The following is a 19,523-nucleotide window of genomic DNA, read 5'->3' as shown; positions in this document are numbered from 1 at the left end:
CGCGGCGCGCCTTTATCGGTCAGTGATCAGATTTTAGATTCAGCGGATTGCGATGTCTAATACTCCTATTTCATCGCCGCGTCATGCTTGAAATGGATTCGCGCGCCATCGACGAACTTCTCGACGGCGGGGCTCATCGGCTGGCCGCGCTTCCAGGCGAGCACGCTCGTCGAAAGCAGCTCCGGCGAGAGCGGCACGGCCCGGACGAACGACCTGTCCCAGAACATGACCGAGCCCTCGATCACGAGCGCGCAGCCGAGACCGCGCCGCACCATGTGCGCGGCGTTAGTGCTCAGGTTGCTCGTGAATGAGACGCGCAAATTCTTGTAATAGCCGCCGAACCAGTTTTCGAGCACGCTCTTCACGTGCGGACGCCTGACCATGATGACTGGATGCTTAGACAGCTCCGCAGGAGACACGGCGTCGAGGCGCGCGAGCGGCGAACCCGGCGGCACCAGGGCTACCCAGCGTTCCCGCACGCCGAGCCTGACGAAATCGTGCCGCTCGACGTTTACCGGCTCAAGCATGAGCCCGACGTCGGTCAGCCCTCTGTCGCGCTGCCCGTGTACAGATAGAACGAAACGTGCGGATGGCGCTTTGAAAAAACCTCGATATATTCCGCAAGAGCGTCCGTCGCGGCGAGCTCGCCCGCGCCTATCGAAATATCGCCAGTGAGCGGCCTATCCCTGCCGCAGAGGCGGAGCTCGCTCCTCGTCCTCTCCACGAGTTCCATGACTTCGGAGGAACGCCGCCGGAGCATAAGCCCCTCCCTCGTCAGCTCTATCCCCTGCGGCCCGCGCGTGAACAGCTTCGCCCCGAGCTCCTCCTCGAGCCGCGCGAGCTGGCGGCTCAGAGTAGACTGCGGCAGATTCAACGATTCAGCCGCCTTAGTTATGCTGCCTTCCTCCGCAGCCGCAAGAAAAATCCGCATAGCTTTAAGCTCCATAGCGATTCCACCGCTTCCGGCTTTTTACGTTCTTATTGTTTCATTATATCAGCGCGTGGAAAAGGGCAAAAAACGCAGACGATAGCTTTCGCCGCGTATAAGGCGCAGCATCGGTCCGCACTCTTGCCGACCCGCTCGCCGGTATGAAAAAACGCCGCGCCTGTATGCTTTCGTGAAAAAGCGGCGGCACGGCGGTATTTATGCAAAATCTGCGGGAATGGGCGTCAGAGCGCGAGCGAAGGCATGAAGCCGAGCTTTACAGCCGTGAGACTGAGCGCGGAGACGGCGAGCCAGAGGGCGACGGCCATGACGAGCGGCTTCGCTCCTATCTTTTTCAGCTCGGCGCGCCCGAGCCCGCCTCCGACGAGGAAGAGCGTGCCGGTCATCATGTGCTTTCCGGCGAGAGCGCCGGCGTCCCAGAGCTGCGAGAATCCCGGCGCGAGCGAGCGGACGAGCGCCGCGAGCAGAAAGCCAAGCAGGAACCACTGGAACTTGGCCTTCGCGTCGGAGCCGGCGAGACGCGCGCCTAGATAAGATACGGGGAGAATCCACAGGGCGCGCGTGAGCTTAACGGTCGCGCCTATTGCCAGAGCCGCCGCGCCGTATATGGAGGCCGCGCCGACGACGCTGCTGGTATCGTGTATCGCGAGCGCCGCCCAGAAGCCGAACTGCTCCTGCGTAAGGCCGAGCGCGTGGCCGAGCGGAGGAAATACGAAGAGCGCTATGCCGTTGAGCAGAAAGACGACAGCCATCGCGACGCCCGTCTCAACGCTCGACGCGGAGATAGCGGGAGCCATCGCAGCTATCGCGGAGCCGCCGCATATCGCGGTGCCGGAGCTTAAGAGCACGGCGAGCTTGCGCTCTATACCGAAGGCTTTGCCGAGCAGCGAACCTATCGCGAGAGTGGCGGAAATTGAAATCAGCGTCACCCATAACGAAGCGAAGCCGACCTTGAGCACCGCGTCGAAACGCATACCGAAGCCTAGCATTATGACGGAGAGCTGAAGAAGCTTCTTCGACGCCGCGGACGTATCCTTCTGCGCCGGATTGCCTGCGGTGAGCGCGATCGCGAGGCCGAGCGCCAGGCCGACAGCCGGATTGGGCGTTATCACCGAGAGCAGCGCCGCCGCCGCGAACCAGAAATATTTGTTCCCCGCCGTCCGTTCCATAAGAGCGTTATGAATGTCCATCGCCGTATTCCCCCAAGTTTTTTCGTTTATGCCGCGATTATACAGGAGCATATTCATTATGAAAAATAATAGGTTTTGATATAAAACATAGAAAATTACTATGTTATACCATAAGGGGGACGCCAGCCCCGTTTGACGTGCGTTTAGCGCGGGTGGCTGCGGCTTACACCACTTCCGCCTCACATGCCGAAAGCCGCGTGATTCCGCGTCCGCCGAGAAACGCGCCCGGCGGAGCCCGCCCCGTCTCATCGGGCGTTAGCAAAGCGTTGATGAAAATTCAAAACGTCCGCTAACGCGAACTATAACTTTACGTCAAAGCACGAAATGACGGTGGGACCGGCTGTTTCTCTCCGACGGAGGGCGAACGCAAAAAAGCGGAAGAGCGCCGCCCTTCCGCTTCGTTCTGTTTTTTGATTTTTTATCTAGCAGGTCGCGCCGCCGGTGAGGTGCAGCTCCGCGTCGAGTATCTCCTGTTTGCGCGACATTATGTCGCCCTCGAGCAGCTCCTTCTCGATGTAGTCGAAGCCGAGGCGCTCTATCGTCTGCGAGAAGCGCTCGCCGGTCTTTCCCTGCTCGCGGAAGAGGAGCAGAGCCTTTTCTATCGTCAGCATGACCTCTTCCTTCTCGGAGAATATCTTCGAGAGCGGACGGCCCGTCATCGTGGACTTGCCCCAGCGTCCGCCGATGTATATCTTGTATCCGCGCGTCTTCTCCGTCACTGCGTCGAAATGGCATTTTCCGACGCAGTGGCCGCAGTTGTTGCATTTGTCCCAGTCTATCTCAAGCATTCCGTCTTTGAGCTTCGCCGCTCCGATTGGGCACGACGCCTCGACTGAACACTTTTTGCAGCCGTTGCAGGAGTCTTCGTCGAATTCCGGAACGCACTGGCCTATTACGCCGAGGTCGTTGAGGTCGGGCTTGACGCAGTTGTTCGGGCATCCGCCGACGGCTATCTTGAACTTATGCGGCAGGCGCACCTGGCGGTAGCCTTCGTAGAAACGCTCGTGTATCTCCTGCGAGACGGCGAATGTGTCGATGAGGCCGTACTGGCAGGTCGTACCCTTGCACGATACTACGGGGCGCACCTTCGAGCCGGTGCCGCCGGTCTCAAGGCCGGCTTTCGCTATGTAGGCGCGGAAGTCCTCTATCTTGTCGAAGGGCACGCCCTGGCATTCGAAGGTCTGGCGCGTCGTGAGAGTCACTACTCCGTTGCCGAAGAGCTTCGCGGCTTCAGAGAGGCAGGCTATCTGCTCCGCCGTCACTTTACCGTTGACCGTTATGATTCGCGCCGAAAAGTTGTTCGTCCCCTTGTTGCGCAGAAAGCCGAGCGCCTTTACAGTTTTTTCCTCCGCGGCTGTTACGAGTCCGTTTTCCACAGTTCTTCCCCTTTTCTATTCTTCGGTCTCTATTTCGTTGAAGGTGTGTCCGCCTTCGAGCACCTTAGTGTTCGTGAAGCCGTATGCCTTGAGCTTGTTCTGCGTCAGATACGCGCGCTTCCCCTTCGCGCATATGAATAGCAGCTTTTCGTCCTTCGCGTACTTGTCGAAGCTCTCGTCAACCTTCGTGTAGTCGAGATAGGGCAGGCTCGGCAGCGACGGCTGTATCGAAGTGTCGATGAATTTATAGCCCTCGGCGGCGCCAGCCGCGAATTCCGCGGGCGTGAACGAGTCGAGCGCGCCGCTGAGCTTGTTCTCCATTATGTTTATCATATTGACGAATGGATGTATCGCGGTCGAGAAGGGCGGCGCGTAGGCGAGGTCGAGGTTCTCAAGGTCGGAGAGCGTCGCGTTCATCGATATGGCGAGCGCCGCTATGTCGGTCATCTTGTCCACCGCGCCGGGGCCGAGCGTCTGCATTCCGAGCAGTTTACCGCTCTTTCTGTCCGCTGTCATCTTGACGATGAAGTTCGACGCGCCGGGATAATAGTGCGCCTTGTCGTCCACGACAGCCGTGACGCTGACGGCGTCGTAGCCGGCGGCTTTCGCGGCTGCTTCCGTGAGCCCGGTGCGGCCTACGTTGATGCCAGGCAGCTTGCATACGCCGGTGCCGAGGACGCCCACGTATGATTCTTCGCCGCCCGCAAGGTTCTTAGCCGCAACACGCCCCTCCATGTTAGCCGATGAGCCCATCGGCGACCAGGCGGGAGCGCCGGTTATCCTGTTTCTGACCGTCACGCAGTCGCCGGCGGCGTAGATGTCGGGGTCGTTGGTGCGCATCGCGCCGTCCACCACGAGCGTGCCGTTCTTCGCGGTCTCAAGTCCGCTGTCCGCGAGGAAGGCGGTGTTCGGCTTTATGCCGAGCGCGAGCACGACGAGGTCGGCTTTCATAGCGCGGCGGCTCGTAAGCACCTTTTCGACGGTATCCGTCCCCTCTATGCCTTCGAGCTTCGTCCCCGTGAAGCAGACGATGCCGCTGTCGGCGAGCTTGCGCTCGACGTAGCCCGCGACTTCGGGGTCGAAGCCCGGGAGTATCTGCTCCGCCATGTCTATGACGGACACTTTGACGCCCTTCGCCGCGAGGTTCTCCGCCACCTCGAGGCCGATGAAGCCGGCTCCGCAGACGACGGCGCGCTTGACCGTCCCGGTGTCGAGCAGCTCGCGCATCGCTATGGCGTCCTCGGGCCTGCGCATCACGAAGACGTTTTTGAGCTCAGTCCCGGGAAGTTTCGGGAATATCGGCGACGCGCCGACGGCGATCACAAGTTTGTCGTATTCATAGACGTTTTTCTCGCCGGTCTCGACGTCCGCCGCCGTCACAGTCTTCGCCGCGCGGTCGAGAGCGACTGCCTCCTTGCCGGTGAGCACCTTCGCCCCGGTCAGCGCCGAGAATTTCGCGGGCGTGTTGACGATGAGCGACGCTTTGTTTTCTATAACGCCGCCGACGTAGTAGGGCAGGCCGCAGCCAGCGTAGGATATGTCGTTATCCTTTACAAGTATCGTAACCTCCGCGTTCCTATCCTCGCGTTTAAGCTTCGCCGCCGTCTTGGTTCCCGCAGCGACTCCGCCGATTACAAGAATTTTCACGTCATCACATCCTTCGTGGGATTTTTAACATTATAATTATATGCGTTTTCTTCAATTATTAAACATAATAAAATATAATTGAGTTCATAGGCAAATGCTATACATTGGAGGCGCGGAATGACTCTTCATCATCTCAAGGTTTTCATCAGGGTCGCCGAGGGGGGCTCGGTCAGCGCGGCCGCGCGCGAGTGCCATTTGGCGCAGCCGACCGTGAGCCAGATCATACGCGAGCTTGAGGAATATTACTCGACGCGGCTTTTCGAGAGGCTTTCCAAGAGGCTCTACATAACGGAAGATGGGCGCAGGCTGCTGGCGCGCGCCAAGGAGGTGGCAGCCGCATACGAGCGGCTCGAGTACGACATGTCGCCGGACAAGATGCGCGACAGGCTGCGAATAGGCTCTTCGGTCACCGTCGGGATGTGCCTGACGCCCGCGCTCGTGAAGCGCTTCGGCGCTGCGAGGCCCGAGGCCGAGATTTACAGCTACGTCAACAACACGCGGACGATAGAGCGGATGCTGTTGGCGTCTGAGCTCGACGTGGCGATCGTCGAGGGGCGCGTGCGCAGCCGCGACGTGCAGTCGTTTCACTGCCGGGACGACTACGTAGCGCTTTTCTGCTCCGCGCGCCATCCGTTCGCATCGCGCGCCAGCGTGGATATCGCCGAGCTCGGCGCGGAGAGCTTCGTACTGCGTGAGAGCGGCAGCGGCACTCGAGAGATTTTCGAAAATTTCATGCGCGAGCGAGGACGTAAGATAAAAGTCAAATGGGAGGTCGCCTGTTTCGACGCCACGCTGCGCGCCGTCGTCGAGGAGGGCTGCGTCGGCGTCGCGTCGGTACGCCTGCTCGCGCCGCATCTCGCGAGCGGCGCCGTGCGGGCGATATACAGGCCGGGCGGCGAATGGGACAGGACTTTTTCTCTGATTTACCACAAAGATAAGTTCATCACGGAGAGTATGGAGATGTTCGTAAAGGAGGCGCTCGACGGCAAGGAGGACGAACTGCCGCAGAAGGACGATATGATACGCCTTGACGGGTAGCCCGCACGGACGGAGGAGAGATATGCCGCGCGAGGCCGGATCACGCAAAAAGGCCGGAGCTATGCGCTCCGGCCTTCGGCGTTTATTCGTCTCGTATGTCCCGCGCTATTTCGCGTCGGAGGAGGCGGCCCCGGTCTTGTCCGGCGACGCGGGCTCCGCGGCGGGCGTCTTGTCGGCGGACGCCGGCTCCTGCGGGAATATCGACGGGTCGAGTATCTTCACGTTCGCTCGGCTGAGAAGCTCTTCGAAGAACTTCTGCTGCTCGGCCTGCATTTTCTGATTGCGTATCGTCGCGCGCACGTCGGCGCTGACCTCGTTGAACGGCAGCACTCGCTCCGTCTCGCGTCCGCGGTTGATGGCGATGAATACGAACGGGTCGTTTGCTTTCTCGACCGGGGTGACTTTGTTCACCGGCGCGTCCTTGATGGGCGCAAGCTCGTTCTTCAGCATCTGGTCGGTGAGTATCACGGGATTATCGTAAGGCGTCGCCATCTCGACGTCGGCGCGGTACTTCTCTATCTGCTCGTCCCATTTCGCGCCGGAGGCTATAGCCTTCTGCGCGGCCTCGGCGGATTCCTTTTTACGGAAGGTGGCTATGTTGGCCTTGACTCCGGCGGGCTGCTTGTAGAGGAAGTCCTTCGTCGCGTCGTAGAAAGCTGTGACTTCGGAATCCTCCACCGTTATGTTCTCGCCGAGGGATTCCATGAGCTTCTGCATACGTATGCGGCGCGCAATGTCGTCCTTTATCTGCTTCTCTGTGACGCCGGAGCGCTGCATGTAGGCGAAGAACTCTTCGCGCGTCGGATAGCTGTCCATCATGCGCGTATAAGCGTCGTCTATCTCGCCCTTGTCGGCGCTGAGCTTACGCGCCTTTATCTCTTTTTCGAGCTCCGAGTCCACAGCCATGTTGTCTATGACGGCCTGGCGTATCATCGGTATATCGCCGGAGGTTATCTCGCGTCCGTACTGTTCGGAGAGGCGGGCGGCGCCCTGCTCCAGCGCGGAGCGCATCACTTCGCGCCCGTCTATCTCGGCGACCGGGTAATCCCTCATCCCTTCGCCGTCTCCGCCGCCGCGCACGTAGAGGCCGTAGCCCGCGAAGCAGGAGGCGACGAAGAACAGTATGACGATTATCATTATCACTTTGGTGTGGTTTCTCAGCATTCTAAGCAAGGGAAATCTTCCTCCTCATAAACATCGGCTTTTCAGCAACTCCATAATGATACGATAGCGTCACCGCGCTGTCAAAGAACGGCGGCGAATTTCTCCATTGTTTCAGCGTTTCTGCGCATATATTCCTTCGTGTCGGCGCGGCAGGTCTCGACGTCCTTTTTCATCTGGGCGACGAGGCCGTCGCTTTCGGCGAATTTCACCTCGCCGCGCACGGGCGTCGTAATGAAAATGAAAAGCTCGCGCCCGTAGAAATTTTCGTCGGCGCCTATGACGTGCGCCTCGCAGCGTATCTCGCGTTCGCCCGCGAAGGTCGGATTGCTGCCGATGTTGAGAGCGCACGGCATCCACGCGCCGCCAGTGCGCACGAGAGCGCTGTAAACTCCCTCGGGCGGGTATATCTTGCCGCGCGAGACGGCGATGTTAGCGGTCGGGAAGCCGAGCTTCCGTCCGCGCCCGTCCCCCTCGCCGACGACGCCGCTTATTATGAACGGATAGCCGAGCATCTTCGCCGCGAGAGCCATTTCGCCGAGGGCGACGGCGCGGCGCGTCTCCGTGCTGCTGACGGTCATTCCGTCGAAGGTGTAGCGCGGCACTACGTCGAGCGTCCAGCCGCGCGCGGCGCATATTTCGGCGAGTATTTTGGGCGTGCCGGCGCGGCATCTGCCGAATCTGAAATTTTCGCCTATGACGAGGCCTCCGACCTCGTATTTCTTGTCTATGTAGTCCGCGAAGCTCTCTGGCGAAAAGGCGGCGAAGTCGTGCGTGAAGGCGATCTTCTCCATGCGCGGCACGCCCAGGTAGGCGGCTATGAGATCCTTCTCCCTCTGCGAGAAGAGCAGGCGGAAGTTGTCCCTGTCGAGAAGCTGGCGCGGATGTCCGTCGAAGGTCATCACGCCCCAGTCCGTACCGGCTTCTGCGGCGCGCTCCGCCGCCTTGCGGAGCAGCCTCGCGTGTCCGAGATGGAAGCCGTCGAAGGCTCCTAACGCGTAAATCATTATTCCAAGCCCCCAGATAAAATTATATTGACGCCGGGCAAGAGCTCGAGGCCCCCGTCTTTCTGCACGGCGCGGCAGATAGAAAATATCCGCTCAGACTTCACCGCGACTGGCGAGCCGGGCCTCGGCTCCGCCCCGAACGACAGGCGCGTCAGACCGCCGAGGCGCACGCTCCTGCCGCATGAGAGCGCCGCGAAAGCCTGGCCGTCCGCCAGGTACGAGGCGCACGGCCCCTCGAGCGACGGTATAGGCGTCAGCTCGCGCGCCAGCTCGTCCCCCGTCATCGCAAAAAGCTCTTCGGCCCCCTTCGCCGCGTCTATGGAAAACGGCCCGCTCCGGCTCCTGACGAGAGAACTCAGGTGCGCGGCGGAGCCGAGGCGCGTCCCGAGGTCGCGCGCGAAGCTGCGCACGTATGTCCCCTTGCGGCACAGTATCGAGAAAGAGACGCGTCCGTCCTCGCTTATATCCGACGTGCGGGCGATTTTAGAAAAGCAGACGGGCTTCGGCTCCGGCAGCACGCCGCGCCCCTCGCGCGCGAGGACGTGCGCGCGCTCGCCGTCTATGTGGACGGCCGAGACGGACGGCGGAGACTGCATGCGCCACCCCATGAAGCCGCATAGAGCGGAATCTATCATTTCATCAGTAACGTGCTTCCACGGCGCGCTCTCTACGGCTTCGCCGCTCGCGTCGTCGGTCGAGGTGCGCGTGCCGAACGTCACCTCGGCCTCGTAGCGCTTGGGCATCGACATAATAAAATCAGAAAGCCTGGTCGCCTGCCCTACGAGCACTATGAGAAGCCCGGACGCCGTCGAGTCGAGCGTGCCGCCGTGGCCCGTCTTGGTCCCGCGTCCGATCGCGCGCCGCAGCTTCTGCACGCACTCCGTGCTGCGCATTCCGACCGGCTTATTTACAGGGAGGATTCCTGAGAGCGGCATTTAAGAGCCTCTTTTCTCACATTGTCGAGCGCTTCTTCAAGGGGAGACGCCGTTTTGGCGCCCGCCGCGCAGGGATGTCCGCCGCCGCCGAAGGATGCCGCGAGAGCCCTCGCGCTGTACGGAGGCCTCGCGCGGACGCTTAGCTTGCAGAATCCGTCGTGCTCCGTCACGAGCAGAGAGAGCCTCACGCCCTTTATCCGCAGCGGCATATTAACGAGGCCGTCAAGCTCAGCGCTTCCGGCGCCTGACTCATCCAGCTCCGCGCGGCTCAGCCGCAGCAGCGCGCACTCGCCGCCGCCGAACAGCTCCGTCCGCCCGAGCGCGAGTCCCCACAGCCGCGTGGAGGCTAGGCTCATATTCTGGCTCACGGCGTCGTCTATCTCCGCCGGCTTAGCCCCGGCCTCGATGAGCACTCCCGCGCAGCGGTGGCTCTCCGCCGTCGTCGAGCTGAAACGGAAATTTCCGTTGTCGGTGACGAGCGCCGTGTAGAGAGCCGCGGCCTCTTCAGGCGTTATGCCCTTTCCGCAGGCTTCCATAAGACGAACGACGATCTCCGCCGTCGCGGAAGCCGACGGCTCTACGAGGTTGGTTTTGCAGAATAGTTTATTGTCGCCGTGGTGGTCTATGCAGAGCGAATCTGCGCACACGCCGAGCAGCTCGCCGAAGTTGTCCACCGAGCGCTCGGCCGTGCTCATGTCCACCGCGACGAGCAGCGCGCCCTCGGCGAGCGGGAGCGGCGCGTTTTCTGCGCGGACAAGTTCGTCCGAATATGGGAAAAAGGAGAAAACCTGCGGCAGCGGGTCCTTCGACACTATAGCCGCGCGCCTGCCGCTTCGCTTCGCGAGCGAATAGAGCGCGAAGGCGCTGCCCAGAGTGTCGCCGTCCGGGCGCTCGTGGCAGACGAGCGTCCATGCGCCGTATTTCGTCAGCTTTGCCAGGGCTTCGCTGAAAGCGTCGTCGTTTTTCATTCTCCGGCGTTCTCCGCCTTCATGCGCGCGTCGCGCTCAGCGACCATGTCGAGCAGCTCGTCCATCTTGCGCGCCTTGTTCTCCGAGTCGTCGAAACGGAAATGCAGCTCCGGAATCGTGCGCAGCCGCATCTCCTTGCCGAGCATCGCGCGCAGCACAGGCGCGGCGGCGTCAAGCGCGGCCTGCACCTTCTCCCTGTCGTCCTGATTTATGAGCGTATAAAAAACCTTCGCGTGGCTCAGGTCGCGCGCGACGGAAACGTTCGTGAGCACAGCCTCGCCCGCGTCAGGATTCTTTATGCGCGTCTGAAGCATCCCGGAGATCAGGCGCAGAAATTCCTTGTTAAGCCTGTCTATCCGATATGTCACCATAGCTGAACACCTCCAGAGAAAAGCCGGTTATTTCAAACTCCCCGTCCTCTTCCCTCTGATATAGAAATTTTTCGAGATTGCCCATGCGTTCCTCCAGCTCGTGCGGCGAGGACCCGGCCGCGGCGAAGCCAAGCGAAGCCTCGCCGTGCGTCCCGTAGGGGCCGAGGTCGGCCGCCGATATGGAGAAGCGCCCGCGCACGCCGTCTGTAATGGAACGGACGACGTGCCGCCTGTCCTTGAGGCTCGCGGCGAAGGGCAGCCTCATGTCAAGCCGCACGGCGGCTATCCAGAACTGCATCGCGCGGCGTTAGTCCAGCGACTTCTTTTCTTTCAGTATCTCGTATGCTTCCACCACGTCGCCTACGCGGAAGTCCTGGAATTTCTCGAAGCTGAGGCCGCATTCGTTCCCTGCCTTTATCTCGCGCACGTCGTCCTTGAAGTGCTTGAGGCTCGAAAGCTCGCCGCTCCAGAAGACGACGCCGTCGCGTATCAGGCGCACTTTCGCGCTCCTGCGGATAAGCCCCTCCGTAACGCGGCAGCCGGCGATGTTGCCGACCTTCGGGACGCGGAATATCTCGCGTATCTCGGCCTGTCCGAGCGTGTGTTCGCGGAGCTCCGGCGCGAGCATGCCTTCCATGGCGGCCTTCACGTCGTCGAGCATGTCGTATATGACCTGGTAGAGACGTATCTGCACGCCCTCGTTTTCTGCTATCTTCTTCGCGTTGCTGTCGGGGCGCACGTTGAAGCCGACGATTATCGCGTTCGAAGCCGAGGCGAGCATAACGTCGGATTCCGAAATACGGCCGACGCCCTCGTGGACTATGTTGATGGACACCGCGTCCGTGCTCATCTTCATCAGAGACGAATGGAAGGCTTCGAGCGAGCCCTGCACGTCCGTCTTGAGGACTATGCGTAGCTGCGGTATCTCCTCCGTCTGCATCTTCTCGTAGAGCTCTTCGAGGGTCAAGCGCTTCGCCTTGCTCTGGTCGGTCTCGCGCCGCTCAAACTCGCTCTGGGATATGAGCTCGCGCGCCTCGCGCTCCGACGAAAGCGTCGTGAATTTCTCGCCGGGCTGCGGGACGCTCTCAAGCCCGAGCACCTCTACAGGCATGCTCGGCCCCGCCTCGTTGACGTTGCGTCCCTTGTCGTCGATCATCGCGCGTATCTTGCCCCACGCGGAACCGGTGTGTATGATGTCGCCCCTGTGAAGCGTCCCTTCCTGCACTATGACTGTAGCGACCGGCCCCTTGCCTTTATCCAGGTTCGCCTCGATGACCGTGCCCGACGGAGGCGCTTTCGGGTTCGCCTTGAGCTCCTGCATCTCGGCGACGAGAAGCAGCATCTCGAGAAGGTCGTCCACATGGAGCCCCTTCTTAGCCGCGACGTCCACCATGATGGTGTCGCCGCCCCATTCCTCGGGGACGAGTCCGTAGTCGGAAAGCTGCTGGCGCACGCGCTCAGGCTTCGCCTCGGGCTTGTCTATCTTATTGACCGCTACGACTATCGGGACGCCGGCGGCCTTCGCGTGGTTGATGGCCTCGACGGTCTGAGGCTTTATGCCGTCGTCCGCAGCGACGACGAGGACGGCGATGTCCGTCACCTGCGCTCCGCGCGCGCGCATCGAAGTGAAGGCCTCGTGTCCCGGAGTGTCGAGGAACACGAGAGTGTTGCCGTTGTATTCGACGCGCGAGGCTCCGATGTGCTGGGTGATGCCGCCGGCCTCTTTTTCAGTGACGTGGGTCTTTCTGATGTTGTCGAGCAGCGTCGTCTTGCCGTGGTCGACGTGGCCCATGACGGTGATTATCGGAGGACGCGGCTGCAGCTCGCCGTCGCCGTCCTGCCTGCCTTTTTTCTTTTTATCTTTGGCTTTGAGTTTTTTATGGGAAACCTGCTTCGGAGCTTCCTCGCGCGGCTGCTGGGCCGGCGCTTCGACCGGCTCGGCCTCCACAGTTTCGACCGCGTCCCCGGCGGGCGCCGGCTCTTCCTTAGTCGGGGCCTGGGCCGGGGCTTCCGACGCGAAGACGAAATTTTTCTTGAACGTCTTGCCGAGTATCTGGAGTATCTTCTCGTCGGCGCGGGTCGTGGCGGGCAGCATAAGCCCCTCCATCATCAGAGCCTTTACCGCGCTTCCGGCTTTTTCGCCCGCGAGCGCCGCAACGTCGGAGACCGAAGCCCCGTCCTTTACGGCGACCGTCGGATATGTCGATATGGCCTCTATCTCCTGGCGCGAAGCCTCTTCCTGCGCCTTGTTGAGCGACTCCTCCACCATCGGGACGAGTCCTTCGTCTATCGAGCTCATATGGGACTTTATGCTGATGCCGAGGCCTGTGAGCAGCTCGACCATTTCTGTGTTGCTCTTTCCGAGCTTTTTAGCCAGGTCATAAACTCTTATCTTACTCATTCGCATCACTCCTGTCGCAAATCGTATGGATTTTTTTAACGAACCCGCTTTCCGCCGGCAGAGCCGCAGTCTGAGCCGCAGTCAAGCCGAGGGCTGCCCCCAGCCCGGCGCGGTCCGTCCCTTTTATCAAAATTATATCCGCGCGTCCGCGCCCGGCCGCCGCCTCTAAACGGCGCGTTACGTTGGCGGCGCAGTCGCACGTTACGAAAACAACATACCTTCCGCCGGACTTCAGCGCAGCAAGAACCTTGTCCTGTCCGACCAGAAGCGCTCCGGCGCGGCGGGCCATGCCCAGAGTCCCGAGAATTTCTCCGCCGCAGGCTCTCACGCTTCGCCGCCCTTTTCCGCGCAGAGCGCCGTGAGCTCGTCGTAAAGCGATTCCGGCACCTCGGCCTTGAGCGCGCGCGAAAGCGACTTTTTCTTTTTCGCCGCCGCAACGCACGACGGGTCTGCGCAAAGATACGCGCCGCGCCCGTTCGCCTTCCCGGTCGGGTCGTAGCGCACTTCACCCTCGGGCGACCTCACGATACGCAGCAGCGTCCTCTTCGGCGACTCCTCGCCGCATCCGACGCAGGTGCGCGGGCGCTGTTTCTTCACCGGCTGCTTAACGGCCTTCGCCATGCGTCCGGCCCCTTACTTGTCCTTTTCGTCCTCGGATATCATCTCTGAGAAGTCCATGAAGAGGTCCTTCATCGTCGGGAGCTTCTCCTCGTCCTTCACCTTGATGTCTATCTTCCACCCGGTCAGGCGCGCCGCGAGGCGCACGTTCTGTCCCGCCTTGCCTATCGCGAGCGAAAGCTGGTCCGAATGCACGTAGGCGATGACGGAGCGGTCCTGGTCGAGAAGCGGCTCGATGCGCACTATCTTAGCAGGCGAGAGCGCGTTGACTATATATTTGAGCGGATCGCTGTTGTAGACGATTATGTCGATCCTTTCGCCGTTCAGCTCGCTGCTGATGGACTTGATACGCCCGCCCTGCTTCCCTACGCACGCGCCGAGCGGCTCTACGTTCACGTCGAGGCTCGCGACGGCTATTTTTGCGCGCGTTCCGGCCTCGCGTACTATGTTGCGTATCTCAACGATGCCGTCCCTGATCTCCGGCACCTCGAGTTCGAGCAGCCTGCGCAGAAGCCCCGGATGAGTGCGCGAGACGATTATGCGCGGGCCGCGCGTCGTCTGGCGCACGTCGAGCAGATAGAACTTCATGCGGTCGCCTGGATTGTACTTCTCTCCGACGATGCGCTCTTCCTTCGGCATTATAGCCTCGGTCTTGTCGTTGAGGCGCACGAGTATCTGGTCTCCCTCGGCCTTGAAGACGGAGCCGGTGACGATGTTCCCTATCTTGTCGGAGAACTGCTCGTACACGACCTGGCGCTCCGCGTCCTTAAGCTTCTGGATTATCACCTGACGCGCCGTCTGCGCAGCTATGCGCCCGAAATCCTCCGGCAGCACCTCGGAGCGTATCACGTCGCCGACCTCGAGATCCTTGTAGCCGCGGCGCTCCGCCTCCTCGGGCGTCATCTCTGCGTCGTGGTTCACGACCTCGTTCACTATCTCGTAGACTTCGTAGAGCGATATCTCGCCGCTCTCTATATCTATATGCACTTCAATGTGCTGGTTGCCGCCCTTGAATTTCTTGTAGGCCGACACCATGGCCGCCTCGAGGCTCGAGACGATAGTCTCTTCAGAGAGCCCCTTTTCTTCTTCTATCTGTTTGAGCACCTTTTTAAAATCCTTGCCAAGCTGCATTTTTCCTGTCAGACCCCTTTCTCTTTGCAAAATTATTTTTTCTTCTTAGGAATTTTTTTGAAGGTTTTCTTCTGCCCGCGCTCCGGGACATATACTAGGTGCGCGCGCTTTATATCGGCGAGGGCGACCGTAACGCCGCCGTCTTTCGTCCCGACGGTCACCTCGGCATCCGAAGGCGTGCCCGCTATGACGCCGCGTACCTTCCTTCCGCCCTTTTTCAGCGAGATCTCAGCCTCGTTCCCCGCGAACCGGCGATAGTCCTCTATGACGAACAGCGGACGCTCGACGCCTGGCGAACTTATCTCAAGAAAATATCTGTCAGGAAGGTATTCCTCCACCGTATCCAAATACTCGCCGACGTCGCGGGAAACTATCTCGCAGTCCCCCGTGTCGATGCCTCCCGGCATCTCGAGGTAAACGCGGACGACGTTCATCCCGTTTTCCGAAACTGCCTCAAAACCGGCGCACTCGTAGCCTAGAGCTTCGACCCTCCCGCATATCGCGCGGTGGATCTCGTTGTATTTCTCCTGGTTCACACATACGCCTCCCTTAACAAAAGAAGAGTGGGAAAAACCCACTCTTCCAGCATTAACTCCAGAATTGTCTGTTAAGTGTATCACTTTTTCAAAAAAAAGCAACACATTACAGTCAGGCGCACCCTATCCGAAGAACTTTTTGATCTTTTCACCGATTTCCTCGTCGATGTCCATCCTGTGCGTCGCGCGGACCGTCTCAATGTTTCTGAAGTGCTTCGGAAACATCGGGCGCGTCAGAACGTCGTGGTTCAGCTCTTCGTCCTCTTCGGAGAGCAGCACCATCATGTTGTCGTAGTTGGGATGCTCATAGACGTATTCGCTTACAAGCGACGCGTATTCCTTGCGTATCCATACCGGGAGGTCGTATTTAGATCCGAGGGACAGGAACGGGAAAAGGCACGGATTAAGGAGCACTGTCCGCGCGTGCGGAAAGATTATGTTGAGGATATTGGCGAAGAAGCCGCCGAGGCTGGAGCCTATTATCCTGACGGGGCCCTCACCCGCGCGTTCGGCTTCTGTTATCCTGCCGCGCAGCGTCTTAAGCACGATGCGCGGATTAGTGTTCCTGTAATCGAAGGTCGGGGAATATATCTCACACGAATAATTATTCTTCAGCCATTTATATTTGCTGTTCTCCCCGCTGCTTTCAAAACCGTGGATGTTAACTATTATCATATTATCAGCGCCCTTTCTTACCAATTATTTTTGGTTTGGTCGAATTATTTACTTCATCGCGCCGGACTCAGGGGCCGAATGTGACGCGGAACGGCCCCGCGCGGCGTATACGTCGAAATTTAATATATTATATCATGCGCAGGCGGCTAAAAATAAACGCCGCGCGTACAGGAGGCGCGGCAGGCGGTAGTGACGGACAAAAAGCCCGGCTTCTTGATGAAGCCGGGCCGTAGATCCAAATGGTCGGGATGAGAGGATTCGAACCTCCGACCACCTGCACCCCATGCAGGTACGCTAGCCAGACTGCGCTACATCCCGTACAACGCAAAGTATGATACCGCGACATCGCGTTTAGGTCAAGAGGGACAAAAAAATTCCCCCGCCTCGAAGCGAAGGAATTTATCTAATCTAAGCTTTAAAGAAGACGGTTACTTGTTTACGGCTTCCTTTAACGCCTTCCCGGCGCGGAAGACCGGTACGTTCTTCGCCGGAATCTCTATAACTTTCTTCGGATCCTGGGGATTGCGTCCCTGGCGCGCGGCCCTCTTCTGAACTTCAAACGTGCCAAAACCTACAATCTGGACTTTCTCGTCTTTCTGAAGCGCCTCATGTATATTGCAGAATATAGCTTCCACAACTTCGGTCGCCTTTTTCTTAGTGACGCCCTCTACCTCTTTGGCCACGATGTTGATGAGGTCTGTCTTTGTCACCGCAATGCCACCTCCATTCAAATTTGAACCGCCTTAACGCAGTACATAGCATTTATACAGATAAAAGCCCGCAACGTCAAGACCTTGACATTAGAAAATTAGCTCTGACAGCGACTTTTACGCTAGTTTTTGCTTCTCATGAAAATCTTTATCGGAACGCCGGAAAAATCCGCCATTTCCCGCAGTAGGTTCTCGAGGCGCCTTTTGAAGCTCTTCGACGAAAGCTCGGGATCGTTGACGAAGAAGACGAACGCGGGGGGCGCTCCGTCGGCCTGTGTGCAATAGTAGACTTTGAGGCTGTGGCCTTTGCCGTCTCCCGGCATGCGGTCGAATACGAGCACTTCCTTGACGAGCCTGTTCAGCTCCGACGTCGCTATCCTCCGGCGGCGGTTCTCTTCGACCTTGAGTATCAGCTCCGGCAGCTTGCCCAGGCTGCGCCCGGACAGAGCCGAGATGAATACGCGCGGCGCGTGCGCGGCGAGCGGAAGCTCGTCGATGAGTTTTTTCGTCACGACGTCGCCTACCTTTTCCTCTTTCGGCGCCAGGTCCCATTTGTTGACTACCAGCACAAGTCCCTTGCCGCGCTCGAGCACCTGACCTACGAGACGTTTGTCCTGCTCCGTAAGGAGATCCTGCGCGTCGAGCAGCACAAGCGCGACGTGGCAGCGGTCTATCGCCTGGTAGGTGCGCACGTTGGAGTAGTATTCAAGCGCGGAATTCACCCGGCTTTTGCGCCGCAGCCCTGCCGTGTCGAGGAAGCGGAATTTTTTGCCTCCGATCTCGACGACGGAGTCTACGACGTCGCGCGTGGTGCCGGCTATGTCGCTGACCATCGAGCGCTCCTCTCCCGCGAAGGCGTTGAGCAGGCTCGACTTGCCGACGTTAGGGCGTCCGACGAGAGTCACGCGGATTTCGTCAGTATCCTCGTCCAGCTCTTCGTCCTCGAGCTTCGAGGCGACTATGTCCATGAGTTCGTTGAATCCGCTGTTGTGCTCGGCGCTGACGCCTACGACCTCGTCGAATCCGAGTCCGTAGGCCTCGCCTATCATGGCGTCTTCCTGATTTGAGTTGTCGAGCTTGTTCATCGCTACGACGACGGGCTTGCCGCTTCTGCGCAGCTTGTGCGCTATGTCCTCGTCGGTCGGCGTGACGCCGGTCTTGCCGTCTACGACGAAGATTATCACGCCGCTTTCGTCGACTGCGAGGTCGACCTGCTTTTCTATGAGGTCCATGAACGGATGCTCAGTCTCGGAACGGATGCCGCCCGTGTCCACGATGTAGAATTTTTTGCCGCCCCATTCGGTTTCTCCGTAGAGCCTGTCTCTCGTGACTCCGGGCTGGTCGTCCACTATCGCGGCGCGTTTTCCCAGTATCCGGTTGAATATGGAAGATTTGCCGACGTTGGGCCTGCCGACGATCGCTGCTATAGCCATTGTGTTTACGCTCTCTTTTCTTTAGTTTTTGAAGCTGTGTATCGGCGCCGGAATCCTTCCGCCGCGGCCGACGAACGCCGAGCAGTCGAACCTGTTGACCGGCATTATTGGCGCGTAGCCAAGCAGTCCGCCGAAGGTCACGGTCTCCCCCGCCACTTTGCCGTATACCGGAATGACGCGCACTGCGGTCGTTTTATTGTTTATCATGCCTATCGCCATTTCGTCGGCGATTATGCCCGATATGGTCTCCGCCGGCGTTTCGCCTGGAAGCGCTATCATGTCTAGGCCGACGGAGCAGACGCATGTCATCGCCTCGAGCTTGTCGAGCGTCAGCGCGCCCGCCTCCACCGCCTCTATCATGCCGTGGTCTTCGCTGACCGGGATGAAGGCCCCGCTGAGGCCTCCGACGTAGGACGAGGCCATGACGCCTCCTTTTTTGACGTTGTCGTTGAGTATGGCTATCGCCGCCGTGGTGCCTGGGGCGCCGGCGCGTTCGAGCCCCATCTCCTGCAGTATCTCGGCGACGCTGTCGCCTATCGCCGGGGTCGGCGCGAGCGAGAGGTCGATGATTCCGAATGGAACGCCGAGGCGTTCCGACGCCTCGCGCGCGACGAGCTGCCCGACGCGCGTTATGCGGAAGGCCGTTTTTTTGACTGTCTCGCAGAGCGTCTCGAAGTCCGCGCCGCGTACTTCTTCGAGCGCGCGCTTAACGACGCCTGGGCCGCTTACTCCGACGTTTATCGCGCAGTCGCGCTCGCCTACGCCGTGGAAGGCCCCAGCCATGAACGGGTTGTCCTCGACGGCGTTGCAGAAAACGACGAATTTGGCGCATCCGAGCGAATCCTTGTCCTTCGTCAGGAAGGCCGTCTCTTTTATAACGCCGCCCATTTCTTTCACGGCGTCCATGTTGATGCCGGAACGGCTGGAGCCGAGGTTGACGGACGAGCAGACGCGCTCCGTGACTGCGAGCGCCTCCGGTATCGAGTTGATGAGTTTCTGGTCGGATGCCGCCGTGCCTTTCTGGACGAGAGCGGAGAAGCCGCCGATGAAGTTGACTCCGACCTCTTCCGCAGCGCGGTCGAGCGTGCGCGCTATCTCGACGTAGCTGTCGGTCTCGCAGCAGGCCGCTGCTATAGCGACCGGCGTCACGGATATTCTTTTATTGACTATCGGGATGCCGAACTCGACCGCTATGTCGTCTCCGACTCGCACGAGGTTTTCCGCCGTCTTAGTTATCCTGTCGTACAGCTTTGTGCAGAATTTTTTTTCGTCTGGGTCCGCGCAGTCGAGTATGTTTATGCCCATCGTTATGGTGCGGACGTCGAGGTTCTCTTCGAGGATCATCTCGTTCGTCCAGCGCGCTTCTGATCTGCTAATCAT

At 59.6% G+C, this 19,523-nt stretch carries 21 protein-coding genes and 1 tRNA gene; 1 reads left to right on the top strand and 21 read right to left on the bottom strand.

The features are described from left to right. Positions 1-65 precede the first annotated feature (65 nt). From B5F39_RS14445 to B5F39_RS09510, 5 genes are all read right to left on the bottom strand, one after another. Positions 66-527, bottom strand: a complete 462-nt coding sequence (locus B5F39_RS14445; RefSeq protein ID WP_204245089.1) for a LysR family transcriptional regulator substrate-binding protein — start codon at positions 525-527, stop codon at positions 66-68. 14 nt (positions 528-541) lie between these two features. Beyond that, positions 542-946 (bottom strand): LysR family transcriptional regulator, encoded by a 405-nt coding sequence (locus B5F39_RS14440; protein WP_204245088.1) that lies wholly within the window; start codon positions 944-946, stop codon positions 542-544. A gap of 224 nt (positions 947-1,170) precedes the next feature. Beyond that, positions 1,171-2,136 carry a putative sulfate exporter family transporter gene (locus tag B5F39_RS09520; RefSeq protein ID WP_087366557.1) on the bottom strand — a complete coding sequence of 322 codons (966 nt, stop codon included), beginning with the start codon at positions 2,134-2,136 and terminating at the stop codon, positions 1,171-1,173. A 422-nt stretch (positions 2,137-2,558) separates the two neighbouring features. Continuing rightward, positions 2,559-3,512 carry a (4Fe-4S)-binding protein gene (locus B5F39_RS09515; protein WP_087366555.1) on the bottom strand — a complete coding sequence of 318 codons (954 nt, stop codon included), beginning with the start codon at positions 3,510-3,512 and terminating at the stop codon, positions 2,559-2,561. Positions 3,513-3,527: 15 nt separating this feature from the next. Further along, positions 3,528-5,159, bottom strand: a complete 1,632-nt coding sequence (locus B5F39_RS09510) for an FAD-dependent oxidoreductase (protein WP_087366550.1) — start codon at positions 5,157-5,159, stop codon at positions 3,528-3,530. Positions 5,160-5,276: 117 nt separating this feature from the next. On the opposite strand from B5F39_RS09510, the gene B5F39_RS09505 reads away from it, so the two are divergent. Then, positions 5,277-6,197 carry a LysR family transcriptional regulator gene (locus B5F39_RS09505; protein ID WP_087366547.1) on the top strand — a complete coding sequence of 307 codons (921 nt, stop codon included), beginning with the start codon at positions 5,277-5,279 and terminating at the stop codon, positions 6,195-6,197. A 105-nt stretch (positions 6,198-6,302) separates the two neighbouring features. On the opposite strand, the gene B5F39_RS09500 is transcribed toward B5F39_RS09505, so the two are convergent. The 16 genes from B5F39_RS09500 to B5F39_RS09425 all read right to left on the bottom strand — a co-directional run bounded on the left by B5F39_RS09500 (position 6,303) and on the right by B5F39_RS09425 (position 19,523). Beyond that, positions 6,303-7,361, bottom strand: coding sequence for a SurA N-terminal domain-containing protein (locus B5F39_RS09500; RefSeq protein WP_087366544.1), 1,059 nt, complete (start codon positions 7,359-7,361; stop codon positions 6,303-6,305). A gap of 80 nt (positions 7,362-7,441) precedes the next feature. Next, on the bottom strand, positions 7,442-8,365 hold the full coding sequence (gene ribF / locus B5F39_RS09495; RefSeq protein ID WP_087366541.1) for a riboflavin biosynthesis protein RibF: 924 nt from the start codon (positions 8,363-8,365) through the stop codon (positions 7,442-7,444). Further along, on the bottom strand, positions 8,365-9,300 hold the full coding sequence (gene truB, locus B5F39_RS09490) for a tRNA pseudouridine(55) synthase TruB (RefSeq protein WP_087366538.1): 936 nt from the start codon (positions 9,298-9,300) through the stop codon (positions 8,365-8,367). Before truB ends, ribF begins: the two co-directional genes overlap by 1 nt. Then, a complete protein-coding gene (locus B5F39_RS09485) occupies positions 9,273-10,268 on the bottom strand; it encodes a bifunctional oligoribonuclease/PAP phosphatase NrnA (RefSeq protein ID WP_087366537.1) in 996 nt (331 codons plus the stop codon). The genes truB and B5F39_RS09485 overlap by 28 nt, the downstream gene beginning before the upstream one ends. Continuing rightward, positions 10,265-10,639 (bottom strand): 30S ribosome-binding factor RbfA, encoded by a 375-nt coding sequence (rbfA, locus tag B5F39_RS09480; RefSeq protein WP_087366534.1) that lies wholly within the window; start codon positions 10,637-10,639, stop codon positions 10,265-10,267. The genes B5F39_RS09485 and rbfA overlap by 4 nt, the downstream gene beginning before the upstream one ends. Next, positions 10,611-10,937: a DUF503 domain-containing protein gene (locus tag B5F39_RS09475; RefSeq protein ID WP_087366531.1), complete on the bottom strand. Its 327-nt coding sequence runs from the start codon at positions 10,935-10,937 to the stop codon at positions 10,611-10,613. Before B5F39_RS09475 ends, rbfA begins: the two co-directional genes overlap by 29 nt. A 9-nt stretch (positions 10,938-10,946) precedes the next feature. Continuing rightward, complete coding sequence (infB, locus tag B5F39_RS09470; protein WP_087366528.1) at positions 10,947-13,040, bottom strand: translation initiation factor IF-2; 2,094 nt, start codon at positions 13,038-13,040, stop codon at positions 10,947-10,949. After that, positions 13,033-13,368 (bottom strand): ribosomal L7Ae/L30e/S12e/Gadd45 family protein, encoded by a 336-nt coding sequence (locus B5F39_RS09465; RefSeq protein ID WP_087366525.1) that lies wholly within the window; start codon positions 13,366-13,368, stop codon positions 13,033-13,035. The genes infB and B5F39_RS09465 overlap by 8 nt, the downstream gene beginning before the upstream one ends. Further along, positions 13,365-13,661 carry a YlxR family protein gene (locus tag B5F39_RS09460; RefSeq protein WP_087366522.1) on the bottom strand — a complete coding sequence of 99 codons (297 nt, stop codon included), beginning with the start codon at positions 13,659-13,661 and terminating at the stop codon, positions 13,365-13,367. Before B5F39_RS09460 ends, B5F39_RS09465 begins: the two co-directional genes overlap by 4 nt. A gap of 12 nt (positions 13,662-13,673) precedes the next feature. Beyond that, positions 13,674-14,789 (bottom strand): transcription termination factor NusA, encoded by a 1,116-nt coding sequence (gene nusA, locus B5F39_RS09455; protein WP_087366519.1) that lies wholly within the window; start codon positions 14,787-14,789, stop codon positions 13,674-13,676. Positions 14,790-14,821: 32 nt separating this feature from the next. Continuing rightward, the gene (gene rimP / locus B5F39_RS09450) at positions 14,822-15,325 is read right to left on the bottom strand and encodes a ribosome maturation factor RimP (RefSeq protein ID WP_158096013.1); all 504 of its coding nucleotides are present in this window, start codon (positions 15,323-15,325) and stop codon (positions 14,822-14,824) included. 123 nt (positions 15,326-15,448) lie between these two features. Then, complete coding sequence (locus tag B5F39_RS09445; RefSeq protein ID WP_087366514.1) at positions 15,449-16,000, bottom strand: YqiA/YcfP family alpha/beta fold hydrolase; 552 nt, start codon at positions 15,998-16,000, stop codon at positions 15,449-15,451. A 240-nt stretch (positions 16,001-16,240) separates the two neighbouring features. Next, a tRNA-Pro gene (locus B5F39_RS09440) sits at positions 16,241-16,318 on the bottom strand. Positions 16,319-16,428: 110 nt separating this feature from the next. Next, positions 16,429-16,710 (bottom strand): HU family DNA-binding protein, encoded by a 282-nt coding sequence (locus B5F39_RS09435; RefSeq protein WP_087366513.1) that lies wholly within the window; start codon positions 16,708-16,710, stop codon positions 16,429-16,431. A gap of 122 nt (positions 16,711-16,832) precedes the next feature. After that, positions 16,833-18,143, bottom strand: a complete 1,311-nt coding sequence (gene der, locus B5F39_RS09430; protein ID WP_087366510.1) for a ribosome biogenesis GTPase Der — start codon at positions 18,141-18,143, stop codon at positions 16,833-16,835. Between the two features lie 21 nt (positions 18,144-18,164). After that, the gene (locus B5F39_RS09425; protein WP_087366508.1) at positions 18,165-19,523 is read right to left on the bottom strand and encodes a PFL family protein; all 1,359 of its coding nucleotides are present in this window, start codon (positions 19,521-19,523) and stop codon (positions 18,165-18,167) included.

Origin of the sequence: Cloacibacillus sp. An23, assembly GCF_002159945.1 — a bacterium.
Lineage (GTDB): Bacteria > Synergistota > Synergistia > Synergistales > Synergistaceae > Caccocola.
This window is presented reverse-complemented; position numbering and strand designations above follow the sequence as displayed.